Origin of the sequence: Campylobacter portucalensis, assembly GCF_009690845.1 — a bacterium.
Lineage (GTDB): Bacteria > Campylobacterota > Campylobacteria > Campylobacterales > Campylobacteraceae > Campylobacter_B > Campylobacter_B portucalensis.
Genome location: NZ_VWSJ01000012.1, coordinates 60,399 through 76,514, shown reverse-complemented (window position 1 = coordinate 76,514; position 16,116 = coordinate 60,399). Strand labels below are relative to the sequence as shown.

General features: G+C 28.5%; 16 protein-coding genes and 1 tRNA gene. 10 read left to right on the top strand and 7 right to left on the bottom strand.

The annotated features are described in order from the left end of the window. Positions 1-1,843 precede the first annotated feature (1,843 nt). From F1B92_RS04760 to gpmI, 6 genes are all read right to left on the bottom strand, one after another. Positions 1,844-2,149, bottom strand: a complete 306-nt coding sequence (locus F1B92_RS04760; protein WP_154570742.1) for a c-type cytochrome — start codon at positions 2,147-2,149, stop codon at positions 1,844-1,846. Between the two features lie 155 nt (positions 2,150-2,304). Next, the gene (gene accA / locus F1B92_RS04755; protein ID WP_154570741.1) at positions 2,305-3,243 is read right to left on the bottom strand and encodes an acetyl-CoA carboxylase carboxyl transferase subunit alpha; all 939 of its coding nucleotides are present in this window, start codon (positions 3,241-3,243) and stop codon (positions 2,305-2,307) included. Position 3,244: 1 nt separating this feature from the next. Then, positions 3,245-4,459, bottom strand: a complete 1,215-nt coding sequence (locus tag F1B92_RS04750; RefSeq protein WP_154570740.1) for a beta-ketoacyl-ACP synthase II — start codon at positions 4,457-4,459, stop codon at positions 3,245-3,247. 20 nt (positions 4,460-4,479) lie between these two features. Continuing rightward, complete coding sequence (gene acpP, locus F1B92_RS04745) at positions 4,480-4,713, bottom strand: acyl carrier protein (RefSeq protein WP_154570739.1); 234 nt, start codon at positions 4,711-4,713, stop codon at positions 4,480-4,482. 85 nt (positions 4,714-4,798) lie between these two features. Continuing rightward, positions 4,799-5,542, bottom strand: coding sequence for a 3-oxoacyl-ACP reductase FabG (gene fabG, locus F1B92_RS04740; RefSeq protein ID WP_154570738.1), 744 nt, complete (start codon positions 5,540-5,542; stop codon positions 4,799-4,801). Positions 5,543-5,828: 286 nt separating this feature from the next. After that, the gene (gpmI, locus tag F1B92_RS04735; protein ID WP_154570737.1) at positions 5,829-7,292 is read right to left on the bottom strand and encodes a 2,3-bisphosphoglycerate-independent phosphoglycerate mutase; all 1,464 of its coding nucleotides are present in this window, start codon (positions 7,290-7,292) and stop codon (positions 5,829-5,831) included. Between the two features lie 87 nt (positions 7,293-7,379). Here gpmI and mraY point away from each other — a divergent pair, with 87 nt between their 5' ends. The 10 genes from mraY (at position 7,380) to F1B92_RS04690 (ending at position 14,221) form a co-directional block, all read left to right on the top strand. Then, complete coding sequence (gene mraY / locus F1B92_RS04730; RefSeq protein WP_154570736.1) at positions 7,380-8,444, top strand: phospho-N-acetylmuramoyl-pentapeptide-transferase; 1,065 nt, start codon at positions 7,380-7,382, stop codon at positions 8,442-8,444. 4 nt (positions 8,445-8,448) lie between these two features. Continuing rightward, positions 8,449-9,663 (top strand): UDP-N-acetylmuramoyl-L-alanine--D-glutamate ligase, encoded by a 1,215-nt coding sequence (gene murD, locus F1B92_RS04725; RefSeq protein ID WP_154570735.1) that lies wholly within the window; start codon positions 8,449-8,451, stop codon positions 9,661-9,663. Positions 9,664-9,746: 83 nt separating this feature from the next. Then, positions 9,747-9,822: transfer RNA gene (locus tag F1B92_RS04720), tRNA-Phe, on the top strand. 214 nt (positions 9,823-10,036) lie between these two features. Continuing rightward, complete coding sequence (locus F1B92_RS04715) at positions 10,037-10,909, top strand: tyrosine-type recombinase/integrase (RefSeq protein ID WP_154570734.1); 873 nt, start codon at positions 10,037-10,039, stop codon at positions 10,907-10,909. 228 nt (positions 10,910-11,137) lie between these two features. Beyond that, the gene (locus F1B92_RS09340; protein WP_268233920.1) at positions 11,138-11,263 is read left to right on the top strand and encodes a hypothetical protein; all 126 of its coding nucleotides are present in this window, start codon (positions 11,138-11,140) and stop codon (positions 11,261-11,263) included. Between the two features lie 125 nt (positions 11,264-11,388). Beyond that, positions 11,389-11,652, top strand: a complete 264-nt coding sequence (locus F1B92_RS04710) for a hypothetical protein (RefSeq protein ID WP_154570733.1) — start codon at positions 11,389-11,391, stop codon at positions 11,650-11,652. A 58-nt stretch (positions 11,653-11,710) separates the two neighbouring features. Then, positions 11,711-12,190, top strand: a complete 480-nt coding sequence (locus F1B92_RS04705) for a hypothetical protein (protein ID WP_154570732.1) — start codon at positions 11,711-11,713, stop codon at positions 12,188-12,190. A gap of 874 nt (positions 12,191-13,064) precedes the next feature. Then, positions 13,065-13,259 carry a hypothetical protein gene (locus F1B92_RS04700; protein ID WP_154570731.1) on the top strand — a complete coding sequence of 65 codons (195 nt, stop codon included), beginning with the start codon at positions 13,065-13,067 and terminating at the stop codon, positions 13,257-13,259. A gap of 71 nt (positions 13,260-13,330) precedes the next feature. Beyond that, positions 13,331-13,672, top strand: a complete 342-nt coding sequence (locus F1B92_RS04695; RefSeq protein WP_154570730.1) for a nucleotidyltransferase family protein — start codon at positions 13,331-13,333, stop codon at positions 13,670-13,672. A gap of 114 nt (positions 13,673-13,786) precedes the next feature. Further along, positions 13,787-14,221 carry a HepT-like ribonuclease domain-containing protein gene (locus F1B92_RS04690; RefSeq protein ID WP_229770931.1) on the top strand — a complete coding sequence of 145 codons (435 nt, stop codon included), beginning with the start codon at positions 13,787-13,789 and terminating at the stop codon, positions 14,219-14,221. A 16-nt stretch (positions 14,222-14,237) separates the two neighbouring features. Here the strand turns inward: F1B92_RS04690 and F1B92_RS04685 are convergent, their stop codons facing one another. After that, entirely contained in the window at positions 14,238-15,863 is a 1,626-nt protein-coding gene (locus F1B92_RS04685; RefSeq protein WP_195836289.1) for a relaxase/mobilization nuclease domain-containing protein, read from the bottom strand. Between the last annotated feature and the right edge of the window lie 253 nt (positions 15,864-16,116).

Here is a 16,116-nt window from a genome sequence, read left to right as displayed (position 1 = left end):
GAGAAGAGCTATTTAGCTTAAAATCTGGATCATCTTTTTTGTAAGTATTTTTTTTCGTATCCATTCTACCTGGGTTGTACTGATTTTTTTCGTAATCTAATAACGCAGCCCCAGTAACTGTATAATCACCTTGCACGAAGCCATTTTTTGGTTTGTAAGTAGGAGAATCAGGAAAGGTTGAGTAGGCACCGCCTATATCTTTTAAATTTGTTTGGTGATATAGAGTACCTGTATTGCTACTTTTTGGAGTGAGTGTGCCTCTAACTGTACCATTTACATCGGGTGGACAAACTTGTGCATTTCCTGGACAAGGAGAAGTCTTAATCCCCCCCCCCTAGAGACGGATAAGCAAAAGAGACTAAAGCCCCAATAATCATAAAAATTTTAAAAAACTTTTTCATGGATATCTCCTAAGTAGAAGTTAAATTGAGAGAAATTATACAAAAATAAATTTTAAAGTTTATTTAAAGTGATTAAAATTAATAATAGATATTAAATTTGTATTGCATTTTTGTGTAAATGCAGATTATATTTTTGTTGGTTATTGGCTTTAATATTATAGGTTTAAATTTATTTGAAAAATTTGCGTATAAAAGCTGTGGAAATATAATAATTATATAAAAAATCAAGCAAAATTTAGTGGTAAGATAGATTAAAATTTATAGTAAAAGATATGAGTATTTGCATTTTAGCAATATTAAATTTAAAACTAATTTTATATAAAATATAATTAAAATTTTACTAAAAATCAAAAATATGTGAGTTGTTTATATCGGGCTAGGAAAGAGGGCTGATTTAAGAAAATTTAGCAAAATGAAAATAAAATATTTGTTTTTATAAAAAGATAAATTTAAGGCTACTTGTTATAATTGCCAAACTTTTGTTTAATGCAAAAAGTATTTTAGCAATTTGCACATAAGGGGATTTATGAAAACTTTATCTTATATAAGCGGAGTTTTAGCGTGAAATTATCAAAAAATAGATTGATAAATAAAAAAACTATAAGAAGAAAAGTTATTGTATAGATAGTTAAATTTGCATGATTTTAAAAGATTTATTATATTAACAAACAATTTAAATCTCTAAAATTTAGCTATTTATCTTTCAAATATTTAAATTTAACTATTTTGATTGTCTCAATCTTTAAATTTAACCCTCAATTTTACTTAATGATCCTAAATTTAGCTATAGTTGTATTTATAAATTTTTTAGTTCAAACATAACCTAAATTCTAGCAAATTAGCTTTAAATTATGATTTTACTTATGAAAATAAGTATATTATCGCCATAAATTTATAAAAAAATCTTTCTTTTTTTAAAATTTGGAAGCTATAAAGGTTGATAAAATTTAAAAAACAATCTTTAAATAAAATCAAATTTTAATTTTAAAAGAGTGTGCGAAATTATTGTATAAAAATGTCTCTTTTTTGGCTTTTAGCTTAAAAAGTTTTGGTAAAACTTGGACTTAAGCGTTAAATTCAATAAAATACTTTGACTTTAAAAACAAAAATAAGTTTATAAATGATATTAAATTTAGGGATATTGTAAGACAAAATGACTAAATTTAAAGGAATTAAGAAATAGATTTTTATATTTTAAAGCGCCGGTTTTAGTATATGCTAAACAAAAACTTATATAAATTTTATTAAAATTGATTTTGTTTTGTTGAGACTAAATTTAATCATCTATAGTCATTATTTGTAAAATTATTTAGTTTTTGGTTTTAGAAGATATCAGTATAAGGTGCAAAAAACATCAATAAATAATTAAAACATATAAAAATTTATTTTTAAAAATAATAAAAAACCTGAGTAGGCAACCAATCGGTCGCCTATGTTATAAATTATTTTAAAGTCTGGATATATTCAGCGACAGCTTTCATATCTTCTTCGCTAAGGGTGGCCATTTGACCCTTCATGATAGCACCCATTTTAAATTCATTTTTTTCACCAGATTTATATTTTTTCATACTTTCAATCATAAAATCTGGCTCTAACGTATTTAAAGCAGGTATTTTGTTTAAATAAACTTTTTCTGCTTTTGCGCCGTGACAGGCTACACATTTTTTATATATTGTTGCACCATCAGTTGCAAAAACCGAACTTGAAACCAAACCCATAAGGGCTGAAACTATAAATAATTTCTTCATTTTACATCCTTTCAAAAAATTTAACTAAAATCATTCCCATAATATACGCCAATAATTTTAATTGTTAATTAAATTTATACTCAATAATTTTACAAAATGCATAATTCTACCTAAATTTAACCAACTTTTAGGCTAAAAATTAATTTTATAATGCTCTAATCCTCTTTAAAAGCACCAATACTTAAAATTTTATCCATTCTTCTTTTTAAAAGCTCATCAATGCTTAATTTTTTTAGTTCTTGCAAATTATCCAAAAAATAGTCTCCAACAGACCTTAATACGCCATCTCTGTCTCTATGTGCTCCTGTTTTTGGCTCATTGATTACATCATCTATTAAATTTGCTTCTTTTAGCTCTTTTGCAGTAATTTTCATAGCCTTTGTAGCAAGCTCGCTTTTACTTGGATCATTCCATAATATTGCTGCACAGCCTTCTGGCGAAATTACAGAAAAAACTGAATTTTGAAGCATTGCAAGTTTATCGGCCACCCCAATTGCAAGTGCACCACCGCTTCCGCCTTCACCAATAACTATAGATATTATTATAGTTCTTAAATCACTTAATTCATACAAATTTCTAGCTATTGCTTCGCTTTGACCACGCTCTTCAGCACCGATTCCAGGATAAGCACCCGGAGTGTCTATTAAAAAAAGAATTGGTAAATTGAATTTCTCAGCCATCTTTGCAACACGAAGAGCTTTTCTATACCCTTCAGGATTTGGCATACCAAAATTTCTAATAAGTTTATATTTTGTACCACGCCCCTTTTGTTCGCCGATCACAACAACTCTTTCTTCGCCTATATAGCCTATATAACAAACAATTGCAGGATCATCTCTGAAAGCTCTATCGCCGTGAATTTCATACCCATCTTTTAATAAGCCCCTTATATAATCAAGAGCATAAGGGCGATCTGGATGACGAGCAAGTTGCAATCTTTGAAACTCAGATAAATTTTTATAAACCTTTGATATCTCTTTTTCTAAATTTTTTTCTAAAATTTTAACTGCTTCTTGATCGCTTCTGATTTTAGCATTTGAAATTTCATCATCAATTTGCTTAATGCTTTTTTCAAATTCTAAATAATTTGCCATTTTAATTCACTTTTTTAAATATAATTGAACCATTTGTTCCGCCAAAGCCAAAAGAGTTACTCATAACAACATTTAAATCGGCTTTTCTAGCCACATTTGGCACATAATCTAAATCACAATCTTCATCTTTTTCTATTTGATTGATTGTAGGAGGCATTACACCATCACGCATCGCCATTAAAGAAATAACGGCCTCTATTGCTCCAGCTGCACCTAAGCAATGCCCCGTTTGACCTTTTGTAGAGCTAACAGGTGGGACTTGATTATTAAAAAGTGTTTTTAATGCTTTTGTTTCGTTACTATCATTTACAGGAGTAGAAGTCCCGTGAGCATTTATATAGTCAATAATAGGTCTCCCTGCCATTTCATAAGCTTTTGTCATAGCCCTAAGAGGTCCATCAAGAGTTGGAGAAGTTATATGATAAGCATCACCACTTTCACCAAAACCTATAATCTCACCATAAATTTTAGCTCCTCTTTCTTTAGCTTCTTCGTAATCTTCCAAAACTAAAGCGGCCGCACCTTCGCCCATAACAAATCCATTTCTGCCTTTATCAAAAGGTCTTGAAGCTGTACTAGGATCATCGTTTCTATTAGATAGTGCTTTCATAGCTGCAAAACCTGCTATTCCAATTTCACATATTGCAGACTCTGCACCAACTACTAACATCTTACTAGCTTCACCTATCATTATGCTTTTAACTGCTTCGCAAATCGCATGAGTTGAAGCAGCACATGCTGTTACACTTGATAAATTTGGACCTTTTAAATTGTGATTTATAGAAACCATACCTCCAAGCATATTTACAAGCGATGATGGTATAAAAAATGGAGAAACTTTTCTAGGGCCACGAGTAACACATGCAACTGAGTTTTTTTCTATATTTGGAAGACCCCCAATTCCAGCAGCAGAACTAACTCCAAAACTATAAGCATCAAATTTTTCAAATTTAGCATCTTGCATAGCTTCGCTAGCGGCCTTTAAACCAAGCTGGATAAATCTATCCATTTTTTTAATCTCTTTTGCATCTTTTACGACACTAAGTGGATCAAATCCTCTAACTTCTGCTGCAATTTGAACTGGAAATTCATTAGCATCAAAGAAAGTAATCTTATCCACGCCAGTTTTTCCTGCACAAATATCTCTAAAAGCACTCTCTTTTTCAAGACCGAGTGCATTTATCATTCCAATGCCCGTAACCACAACTCGTTTCAATATTTCTCCTTATATATCAGTTATGAGTCTAATTTTTCTATATATTTTACAACATCTTCAATGCTTATTAATTTTTCAGCATCACTATCTGGTATTTCAACATCAAATTTCTCTTCCAAAGCCATTATAAGTTCAACAACATCTAAGCTATCAGCTCCTAAATCTTCAATAATTTTTGACTCCATTTTTACGGCTTCTGGATTTACATTTAGTTGCTCAACAACCACATCTCTTACATCATCAAAAATTGCCATACAGCACTCCTTATTTTTAAAATGTTTGTTATTTTACAATATTTAAACTTTAAATTTGTTAAAATTGAAAACATTAAAATTTTATTTACATATATAATCCGCCATTAACTTTTAAAGTTTCTCCTGTGATATAGCCTGAATTATCACTTAACAAAAATGCAACCGCATTTGCTATATCATCCACACTTCCAAGTTTTTTTAATGGAATTGCATCTATATAGTTTTGTTTAATCTCTTCATTTAAAACATCTGTCATATCAGTTTCTATAAATCCTGGCGTTATGGTGTTAAAGCGAATTCCCCTACTAGCTCCTTCTTTTGCGAAGCTTTTACTCATAGCTATCATACCACCTTTACTTGCTGCGTAATTAACTTGTCCTGCGTTTCCCATTTCGCCAACGATTGAAGCGATATTTATAACTGAACCAAAGCGTTTTTTACTCATAACCTTGAGGGCTTCACGGCTTCCAATGAATGCTGAAGTTAAATTTGCATCAATTACATTTGTAAAATCTTCTAGCTTCATTCTTAAAGCTAATTTATCATTTGTAATTCCAGCGTTATTTACTAAATAGCTTAATTCTCCATCAGTTTCAACGATTAGTTTTATAGCTTCTATAAAAGCCTCTTCATCAGTTGCGTCAAATTTAATAACCGCTCCCTCACCGCCATTTGATTTAATTTCTTCTAAAAGTGCGTCTGCGATTTCAGGTTTTGAGCGGTAATTTATCCACACTTTTAAGCCCCTACTAGCTAAATTTTTAGCAATTCCTGCACCAATTCCCTTGCTTGCACCTGTGATTAAAACATTTTTACCACTGAATTTCATATCTATCCTTAAATTTGATTTTGAATAAAATTTTACTATATTAATGTAAATTTATATGACTTATTGCTAAAAAATTTAAATTTAATAATTTAAAACCATAATAAATAAATTTAGTAAGTTAGATTGTTGTTTTGTTAAATAGTAATTTTGCTTAAAATTATTATATAAATTTAAAATGGACTTATTTTAAGTCCATTTATAAGCAATCTTAATTATTTATAAATTATGATAAACTTTATGATAAACTTTGTTTTTAAAAAAGTATACAAATTTATCGACTAATTTTTTAAAAAAGCGGTTTATCCATCTCTTTAGGAATTTCTAAATTCATTATTTTCAAAATAGTTGAAGCTACGTTGCTAAGTCCGCCGCTGGTTATTTTATCAACACCACTAGCTAAAATAAAGCAAAAAACATCAAAAGTTGTATGATTTGTAAGAATTTTACCATCTTCATCTCTCATCGCTTCGCAGTTTCCGTGATCTGAAATTTGCATATAAGCGTAATTATGCTTATTTATGGCTTTTAAAATTTCGCCTATACACTCATCAACTGCTTCAACTGCTTTAACTGAAGCATCAAAATTTCCAGTATGTCCTACCATATCGCCATTTGCGAAATTTACAACTATAAAGTCCGTGCCATTTTCTATGCCTTTTATAACTGCATCTTTTACTTCATATGCACTCATTTGTGGTAATTCATCATAGGTTTTAACCTTTGGACTTGGAATTAAAACTCTAGTTTCGTTTAAATTTGGCTCTTCTTTTCCGCCATTGAAAAAAAACGTTACATGGGCGTATTTTTCAGTTTCAGCGGTGTGAAGCTGAGTTAGACCTGCATTTGAAATAATTTCAGATAAAGTGTCATTAATAACTTCTTTTTCAAAAAGAACTGGAAAACTAAATTTATCATCATAATCTGTCATTGTAATGATATTTTCAGTAAAATTTTCACGCTTAAATTCGTTAAATTCAGCCGTTCCTAAAGCCTCTACAATCTCTCTAGCTCTATCATTTCTAAAATTTATAAAAATTATTCCGTCTGTTTGCTGTATCCCACCAAATTCACAAAAGCTAGCTGGCTTGATAAACTCATCTGTAATATCATTATCATAAGAAGCCTGTAAATACTGGCTTGGTGTTATATTTTGTAAATTCTCATTTTTAGCTATGGCCTTGTAAGCTTCTTCAACTCTATCCCACCTTTTATCTCTATCCATCGCATAAAACCTGCCTGAAATAGTTGCGATCTTAGCTCTTTTTTCAAGATGAGATATAAATTTAATCCCACTTGTTGGACTTACATCACGCCCATCAGTTATAGCGTGAGCATAGACTTCGCCCCCTTTATCTTTAGCTATATCGTAAATTTCATCAAAATGATTTAAATGTGAATGTACTCCGCCATCGCTATAAAGCCCTATAATATGGATTCTTTTATGGTTATTTAGCAAATTTAAAAGCTTTTTATTTGAGTGAAGACTTTTATCCTCTATCGCCATATCAATCTTAACTAAATTTTGATACAAAATTCTACCACTTCCTATTGTCATATGCCCTACTTCACTATTTCCCATCTGTCCATCTGGAAGCCCTACAGCTTTACCTGAAGTTTTTAAAAGGCTATTTGCTGAATTTTTAAAAAGCCAATCATAATTTGGTTTTTTAGCAGTTGCAAAAGCGTTAAATTGCGTGTTTTGATTATTTCCAATTCCATCAGTTATTACTAAAACCAATTTTTTTTTCATAATTTCTCACTTTTTAAAATAATTTCTAAGCATTATTATAGTAAAATTATCCTTTTTAAATTTTTAAGCATCTTAAAAAAGGTTATTATGTTTTATTTTTTATATGAATTTTTCAATATTAATATTTTTAATTATATAACAACAAGAAGTGGGCTAGCGTTTTTTATAGCATTTTTTTTATCAGTTTTTTTTATGCCTAAATTTATAAAATGGGCAAAACACAAAAAAGCAAATCAACCAATTTACGAACTAGCTCCTTCGACTCATAAATGCAAAAATTCTACTCCAACAATGGGCGGTATAGTGTTTATATCAAGCACGATTATAGCTACGATACTTTGTGCTAAGATTAATAACGGCTTTATTTTAGGGGCGTTATTATGTTTAATACTTTTTTCAATGATAGGTTTTATAGATGATTATGCTAAGATTGCTTGCGGTAAAAATCACGACGGCCTAAAAGCAAGAACAAAAATGACACTTCAAATTTTATCATCTTTTATTATAGCGAGCTATCTATATTTTTTTACAAATTTAGATGGAAATTTATTTATTCCGTTTTATAAGTATTCAATCATAAATTTAAATTTTTTTATAATAGTATTTTGGCTTTTAGTATTAACAGCTAGCTCAAATGCTGTAAATTTAACAGATGGGCTCGATGGGCTTGCTACCATTCCATCAATTTTTGCTTTAATTAGTCTTGGAATTTTTATATACCTTAGTGGACATGCGGTTTTTAGTGGATATTTATTTTTGCCAAAAATTGTTGGAGTAAGTGAAGTTTGCGTTGTTTGTGCTGCTTTAGCTGGATCTTTGCTTGGGTTTTTATGGTATAACTCTCATCCAGCTGAAATTTTTATGGGAGATAGTGGAAGCTTAAGTGTTGGGGCTTTTATAGGGTATGCTGGCATTATTAGTAAAAATGAATTTTTGCTAATCATCGTAGGTTTTATCTTTGTAGCTGAAACTTTGAGTGTAATTTTACAAGTTGGAAGTTTTAAAATTTTTAAAAAAAGAGTCTTTTTAATGGCTCCACTTCATCATCATTTTGAGATAAAAGGCTGGGTTGAAAACAAAATAATTATAAGATTTTGGATAGTTGCACTTTTAGCAAATATCATAGCCTTAGCCTCGCTAAAATTAAGGTAAATTTATGCAAAAATCACTATTTGGATATGGTAAAACTACAAAAGCTATAGCAAAAAGTGCAAAATTTGGTGAAATTTGGAGTATTTACGATGATAAATTTAGCGAAACTTCAAAAGATGAGTTTGGAAATTTGCTTTTACCAATTAGTGAATTTGACGCTAATAAAAGCACTCTTGAAATTCCAAGTCCTGGTTTTCCACCAAATCATATTTTAGTTAAAAAAGCAAATAATTTAATAAGCGAGTATGATTATTTTTCTAACACAAGTCCAACTAAAATTTGGATAAGTGGAACAAATGGAAAAACTACAACAACTTTAATGTGTGAAGTTTTGTTTAAAAATTTTGGTGGAATTATAGGCGGAAATGTAGGGATGCCTTTAGCCAATTTGGATAAAAACGCCAAATTTTGGATACTTGAAACAAGTTCATTTACGCTTCATTACACTAAATTTGCCTCTCCTTTAATTTACGCTCTTTTACCTATAACGCCTGATCATTTAAGTTGGCATGGGAACTTTAAAGAGTATGAAGATGCAAAATTAAAACCACTTTTAATGATGAGCGAAGGAGTTGCGATAATTCCTACTAAATATGAAAATCATAAATTTGCTAAAAACTCAAAAGCTGAGATTTTTTTCTATAAAGACGAGAGTGATTTAGCTAAAATTTGTGAGGTAAATTTAGATGAAGTTAAGTTTAAAGTGCCTTTTTTAATGGATGCATTGCTAGCTTTAAGCGTAGCTAAATTTGGTATTAAAAAATGCGATATAGAGCTATTAAACAGTTTTAAACTAGATAAAAATAGAGTTGAAGAAATAATTGATAAATTTAATAGACTTTGGGTAAATGATACAAAAGCTACAAATTTAGACGCCACTTTAAAAGCCCTACAAAGATATAAAGATAAGAAAATCTATTTAATCTTAGGCGGAGATGATAAAGGGGTTGATTTAGAGCCTTTGTTTATGGAATTTAAAGATTTTAATTTAGAAATTTATGCCATTGGTGCAAATTCTAAAAAAATCATAAATTTAGCTTTAAAATATAAAATCCCTGCACTTAGATGCGAGTTTTTAGAAACTGCTGTTAAAGAAATTTCTTTAAATTTAAAAGATGGTGAAGTTGGACTTTTAAGCCCAGCGTGTGCTAGTTTAGATCAATTTAGTTCATATGAAGAAAGAGGAGATAAATTTAAGGAATTTATAAAAAATTTGTAAAATTTGTTAAAAAGTATATAAAAAATACCAAATTTAACTTAACTTTAAGCTAAATTTGTTTATAATCACATTTCTTTTTAAGTGGTTGGATAGCTCAGTCGGTAGAGCAGCAGACTGAAAATCTGCGTGTCGGCAGTTCGATTCTGCCTCTAACCACCATTTAAGTTATTTTTAATTTTCTTTCAATTTAAAACAATCCTTTTAATTTACTTTTATTTCCCTTATTTACGGAGCAGGGAGCAATATTTAATTATTTTTATTTGCTTTTTTATGTTTTTGTTTTATTTTAATTCTAATGGATTAAGGTATAAATTAGGCACTTAAATTTTAATTAGGTCAGTATTGCTCAAAAATCACTAAAAAAAGGGATGAAATGGGCAATATAGCTATAATCACTCTACAAGATAGAGATATAAAAAATCTCACATTAAAACTAAAACAATACAGAAAAGTAGTTGGCAATCCAAAAGAGCTCTATATACAAGTAAATCCAAAGGAAACAAAAACATTCACACTTAAATTTGATAACAAATTTATGAAAATAGGTCAATGGCGAGAGAGTATTTTTACAACCACAATGGCACGCACAAAAGCAATACAGATACTAAGAGAATTAAATAATGAGAAACTAGATATAGATGAGCTAAGGGGCAAACAAGCCAATAAATACATATATGAAAACCTATTTTATAAAATCATAGAACATAAACAAAAAAATGTCAAAAAAGAGAGTTATTTATCAAAAGTAGTTATTAGACATAAGAAATATTTTTTACCAGCTTTTGGCAAAATGGATATAAAAGATATACGATATAGCGATATAAAAGAAATTTTAAGTGCGATTTTTAATCCACATGACCCAAATAAAAGCAGACTAGAAACAATACACCGTTTAATTGATAATATAAACGAAGTTTTTGCTATAGCTCAAAGGGATGAGCATATCAACAAAAACTTCATACTTGCATTGCACAAGGAATTTCCTACTTCACGTTCTTATAAACAAAAACTAGGCATAGATAGTAGGCTTTTGGCGATAACTGATGATGAAAAATTAGTTGAATTTTTACACGATTTAAAATGCGATGACAAGATGGACTTGCAAACAAAAAGAGCCATTTATTTACAAATTCTTTGCGTAAATCATCCTATAAATACGGTTAGCGTTAAGTGGGATTATATAAATTTTGATGAAAAAATATGGAACATACCTGCTAATGAGATGAAAATGGGTTATTCTCATTAAGTCGCACTTAGTTCATATGCTATAAAAATCCTAAAAGAGCAAAGAAAATTTTGCATAATTGATAATGGCTTTGTATTTCGAGCTTTTAATAAACAAAACCATACACACAAAGATAGCTTAAATAAAGCAATCATAAATTTAAATGGCGGAAAATATAAGGGTGTAGCCACAGCACACGGATTTAGAGCCACTTTTCGCACAATATGCTCTAAAAACAAAACTAAACTTTTGCAAATGGGAATAAGCGATGAAGCAGTAGAAACAGCACTAGCTCACAAAGAAAGTAATGCTATAAAATTTGCGTACGAAAGAATCAAGGCTACAAAAGAGCAGTTACAAAAACTTATGCAGTAGTATGGAGATTATTTAAATAACCTAGAAGCACTATTTTAATAAATGAGATATTATGAAAAATTTCAAAAAGGTAGGCGAAGTAATAGACCTAGAACATTCGAAACTATTACTTACGCCAAAAGACATTGCAGATTTTAGCTAAAAATGGCTTTGTTGAAACAAATAAGCTAATAAGCCTTTATGCAATGCCTAGAAGCGGAAAAAGTATAACAGCTTTATATTTAGCTATTTATATGCTTGAAAAAGAAGTTGTTAAAAAAGTTATCTATGTTGATATGGATAATGGCTTAGGAACGCTTAAAAATCATGGCATAGAGCAAATTTTAACCAAATACAAAAATCAGCTAAAATATATAAGCTCCGCTAAAAAAAGCAAAAAGATACTTTGACCCAAAAACAATTATATTTAGTCTATCGACTATTGCAGATGAGAGCCAAAAAGATACATTGATTATTTTTGATAGTATTAGAAATTTTATAAGTGGTTCTATGAGCTATGACGAAATTGTAATGCCAACACTTGATGCATTGCAAAATATGAGAGATTATTATGCTGGAGTATGGTTTCTTAATCATCAAAGCAAACAAGATTTTACTGGCGAAAATAACAAAGCATATAAAGGTGCTACAGCGTTTTTTGATAGTTGTGATGAAGCATATTTTGTAAAGAAAAGGAAAAGAAAAGAAAATCGCCTAATTGCAACATTAGAACCAATGAAACAAAGAGATGATACAAAACCACAAGCCGTTATCATAGATACAGCGAATTTAAGCCTAGAATTTGATGATTATATGCTTTATGCAATGAATGAAAAACAAGCCACAGCATTAGAATATGCAAGAGATATAACCAAAGAAAATCCAAATGGCATAAGTCGAAACAACCTAATAAATGAGATAAAAAAAGAGCCAAATATGATGAAGTAGAAGTCATAGGCACAAATTCACTAAGAACATTTTTATTAGAATTTGACGGTAAATTTTTTAAAATTACTTGTGGAAATGACAAAAATGCTTTGATATTTTATCCCTTTTTGCTACTTTAATTACTTTAAGAATACTTACACCTAAAATGCCTTAAAATATTTAATTTTAGGGTATTTAATCAATTAATTTTTTTTGTTCGTTTGTTAGTTTGTTGCACTTTGTTAAAGCCTTAACAAAGTGCAAACCCAATTACAAGGGTATTTTAAAGCCTGTTTGTTAGTTTATTAAAATATACAGAACAAAAGCCAAATTTTCCTCAGATAATTAACAAACTAACAAACGGACGCTCAAATGACCATTTTATGGGGGCTAGCACTTTGTTAACTACTTTAACAAGGTTTAGCAAACTAACAAGGTAAAAGACATTGATAAATTTTTTAAAAAAGGAAAAAAGTTTAAAATATGCTACAATTTAGAAAATTCTAGGTGTAAAATATTGAAACATTAAATTTTAATAAATGAACTTTTACTCCCTTTTTATTAGTGCTTTACTATTTTGAATTTATCAAAAATCTATAGTGTATTTTTTAAATCAAAGGTAAAGAAAAAATATTATATGTTTTTTATTTTTTAAATATTTTAAATAATATATTTATTATATTGTTTTTTTATATTAATTAAAATTCTTTTATTATATGCTTATTATATGTTTTAATAAAAATAAACTTAATATGCACTAATAAAACACATATAAATAACTTAAATATAAACTTATTCATCACTAAATATAAACTAAAATATACACTACAAATAAACTTAAAATTATAATAACTTTTCAATATATGCTATAATTATTAAAAATAAAAGGAAATAGATGTTAAGTGTTCAAAATATGGAAATATTTAAAAAAGGAAGAAAGAATATGACAACAATAACAATAAATGGTTTAAATATTCCAACAGATGAAACATTAAACGATTTAAAAAATTCAAAGAGCTTAGAAAAACAATACATAAGCCACGATGATTTAATAAATGATATAATGTCAGAAATTAAAACAGAACAATGAGAGTATTAATTATAGATAAAATAATAAAAAATAGGTTCAATCTATGAAGCACATTACACAGAGAAAGAGATATGACATCAACACCAGCAACTTCAATTCTAACAAAAGATGAAATACTTAAATACTTATCAGAGCTAAAGCCACATCTTAATAGAGATGGAATCAAAAAAATAGGCTTATTTGGAAGCTATGCAAAAGATTATGCTGATGAAAATTCAGATATTGATATAGTCGTTTTAGCAGATAAAAAAGAGTTTTTAGATAGACTAAACGCTTTTAAAGCACTTGAGTATTTAGAAAATTTAAAAAAGCAAATTTCAAAACAATTTAATAAATCTGTTGATATTTGTGATTTTTATTCAGAGCAAAAAATGAAAGAAAATAAAATAGTAAAAGGAGCTATTTATGTCTAAAGCTATCCGTAGATTGCAAACGAGTATAGAAAAAATAGAAGAGATAGAAAAAATTTGCAGTTTAAAAGGAGTGAAAAAGCCTTAGAAGATAAATAAATCTTAAAACCTGCCATAATGAAATATTTTGATGTGATTTATCAACAGTTTGAAAAGCTAGAAAAAGATCAAGAGTATGGTGTTTTAGATAAAATTAATAAGGATGATTTAAATGGATTAAGGCGTGTTAGAAACTACTCTTCGCACGATTATGATAATATAGAAAATGAAATTATAGAAGACGCCATACGAAACAATCTTCCAAAATTTAAAAAGAATATACAAGAAGTCTTAAAAGAAACCAAAAAAGAACTATGTCAAAATTTAGAAAAAAATGTTGATTATTTCGTAAAAAAACAAGATATTTTAATGCCAGAAGCAAAAAATAATCTTATTAAAAATATCAAAAAAGAATACGAGATCTTGCAAGAACAAGATATTAAGCTAGACAAAGAATATTCTAAAAAAATAAAAAATATCATAAAAGAAAACTCAAAGCAAAATTTAAAATAAATTTTAAAAGGGAAAACTAAACTCTACCTTTAACCATATTTTTATCTAAGTTATAATTTTTTGATTTATCTTTCTTTACCTTAGGACTTTTACTAAATTTAGCTTTTAAATCTGCTTCTTTTTTGATTTTTAAAAGCCTTTCATTTGGCTTTAAATTTAGAATTTCTACGCCTTTAAAATACTCTTTAAATAAAAACTCATCCCCTTTTAAATTTTCATCTTTTAAAAGCTTTGTAGCCACATAATCAAACCTTTTATGACACACTTCAGCAAGAAATTCTTTGTTGTCATTAAGCCTTTTTTTATACTCTTTTGCTTCATCAATCCCAAGACCAGAGTGCTCTAAAATATATAAATTTTTATCTATTATGTCAAGCTTTTTACCAAGTTTAAAAAGGCTCTCATTGGATCCTAACATACGAGTAATCACCAAGCTATCATCAAAGTATTTTATAGCATTATCGTCTTTTTGATTGCGAAGCACAGCAATAGCTCTTTTAACTTTTTTATGATTTTGCCAGTCAGCCTTACTAGCTCCTTTATTTTTAGGATGAAGCTGGTTATAGCTATGGTTAAAATTTTCAAGCAATATAAGGGCATTTGATCTATCTTTATAATTTTCTAATTTCATCTCATTAAGCCTAGTAGCTTCATAAGATAATTTATTTATTTTTTTAATCTCAGCTAAAATTTTAATGCTTTTTTCTTTTATAATTTTATTACTCTGTTTTAACTCTTTTGCAAATTTAAAGGCTTTTTTATTTCTTTTTTTAGAGTATTGCAAAAACAAATCTAAAAGCTCTTTATTGGCTTTTTTTAGCCTTTCAAGTTCATCGTTCATAACCTCAATTCGGCTAGTAGTAGCTTTATATTTTTCTTTATTGATATCTTGCTTTTTATCATAATAGTTATTAATTTTATCTTTAGCTGTATAATCATCAACTTCAAGTTTGATATTAGATTTTATATGATTAAATTCACGTTTTAAATCCTTTTGTAAAAAGTTTTTATTTTCATATTTAAACCCACGAGCAGATAAAGCGTAAGCAAAATTTGATCTAGTATCATCAAAAAAATTTCTAATTTCATCTTTACTGTCAAAGTGAATTTTTTTATTTGTAAATTGATTTCTTTTATTTAAGACAACATGCACATGGGGATTGTTTTGATGAGTGTGAAGCACCATAGCATATTTATGTCCTGCAAAATTTGATCCAAGAACACTCTTAACACTATCTTGCAAAGCTTTTAAAGTTCTTTTATTACTGCAAGACTCTTTTATAGAAAACATTAAATGCCACGCATCTTTTGAGTTTTTATTTGTTCCAAAATCTTTCTTCCACTCAGCCATAACTTCTTCACTGCTTACCCTTTCTTCTTTTTCATTTATAGCATAGCCATCAAGTGAATTTTTAATTGTGTAATCAATACATCTTTTAATAGAATCTTTTGGTAAATTTGAAATCATTTTAATAACTGATTGCTTAGAAAATTTATTTTTTGAAAAATTTATATGAGTTCTAGAAAATCCGCCACCACTTCCAAAAGATATATTTTTATGCTCTGATTTTGTAAATTTAGTTCTACCAGCTTTAATAGCTTTTAACTCATCAAAATATTTATTCCAATCAATACTACTCAAAAAAATTCTCCAAAAAATAAAATAGAAATTTAAAACAAAAAATTTATTTGTAAAAAATCTTAGCGTAGTAAAAATTAAAAAAAGATAAAAGCAGAAGCAAGGCAGGATAACCCCATATATATATATCATTTTTTTAAGTTTTATCAATTTTAAAGGGCTTAAATGCCCAAAAATACGATAAATAAAACTTAAAAAAGTGATGATTTTTAAAATTTTAACAAATTTCAAAAATAAAATAAAAAGTTGTGCTTTT

Bases quoted from the DNA above. Each gene is read 5' to 3' on its own strand.
- acpP (WP_154570739.1), bottom strand. From the start codon at position 4,713: ATGGCAATTTTTGATGATGTAAGAGATGTGGTTGTTGAGCAACTAAAT.
- mraY (WP_154570736.1), top strand. From the start codon at position 7,380: ATGTTTTATTTTTTATATGAATTTTTCAATATTAATATTTTTAATTAT.
- gpmI (WP_154570737.1), bottom strand. From the start codon at position 7,292: ATGAAAAAAAAATTGGTTTTAGTAATAACTGATGGAATTGGAAATAAT.
- murD (WP_154570735.1), top strand. From the start codon at position 8,449: ATGCAAAAATCACTATTTGGATATGGTAAAACTACAAAAGCTATAGCA.
- F1B92_RS04700 (WP_154570731.1), top strand. From the start codon at position 13,065: ATGTTAAGTGTTCAAAATATGGAAATATTTAAAAAAGGAAGAAAGAAT.
- F1B92_RS04690 (WP_229770931.1), top strand. From the start codon at position 13,787: ATGAAATATTTTGATGTGATTTATCAACAGTTTGAAAAGCTAGAAAAA.
- accA (WP_154570741.1), bottom strand. From the start codon at position 3,243: ATGGCAAATTATTTAGAATTTGAAAAAAGCATTAAGCAAATTGATGAT.
- F1B92_RS04760 (WP_154570742.1), bottom strand. From the start codon at position 2,149: ATGAAGAAATTATTTATAGTTTCAGCCCTTATGGGTTTGGTTTCAAGT.
- F1B92_RS04695 (WP_154570730.1), top strand. From the start codon at position 13,331: ATGACATCAACACCAGCAACTTCAATTCTAACAAAAGATGAAATACTT.
- F1B92_RS04715 (WP_154570734.1), top strand. From the start codon at position 10,037: ATGGGCAATATAGCTATAATCACTCTACAAGATAGAGATATAAAAAAT.
- fabG (WP_154570738.1), bottom strand. From the start codon at position 5,542: ATGAAATTCAGTGGTAAAAATGTTTTAATCACAGGTGCAAGCAAGGGA.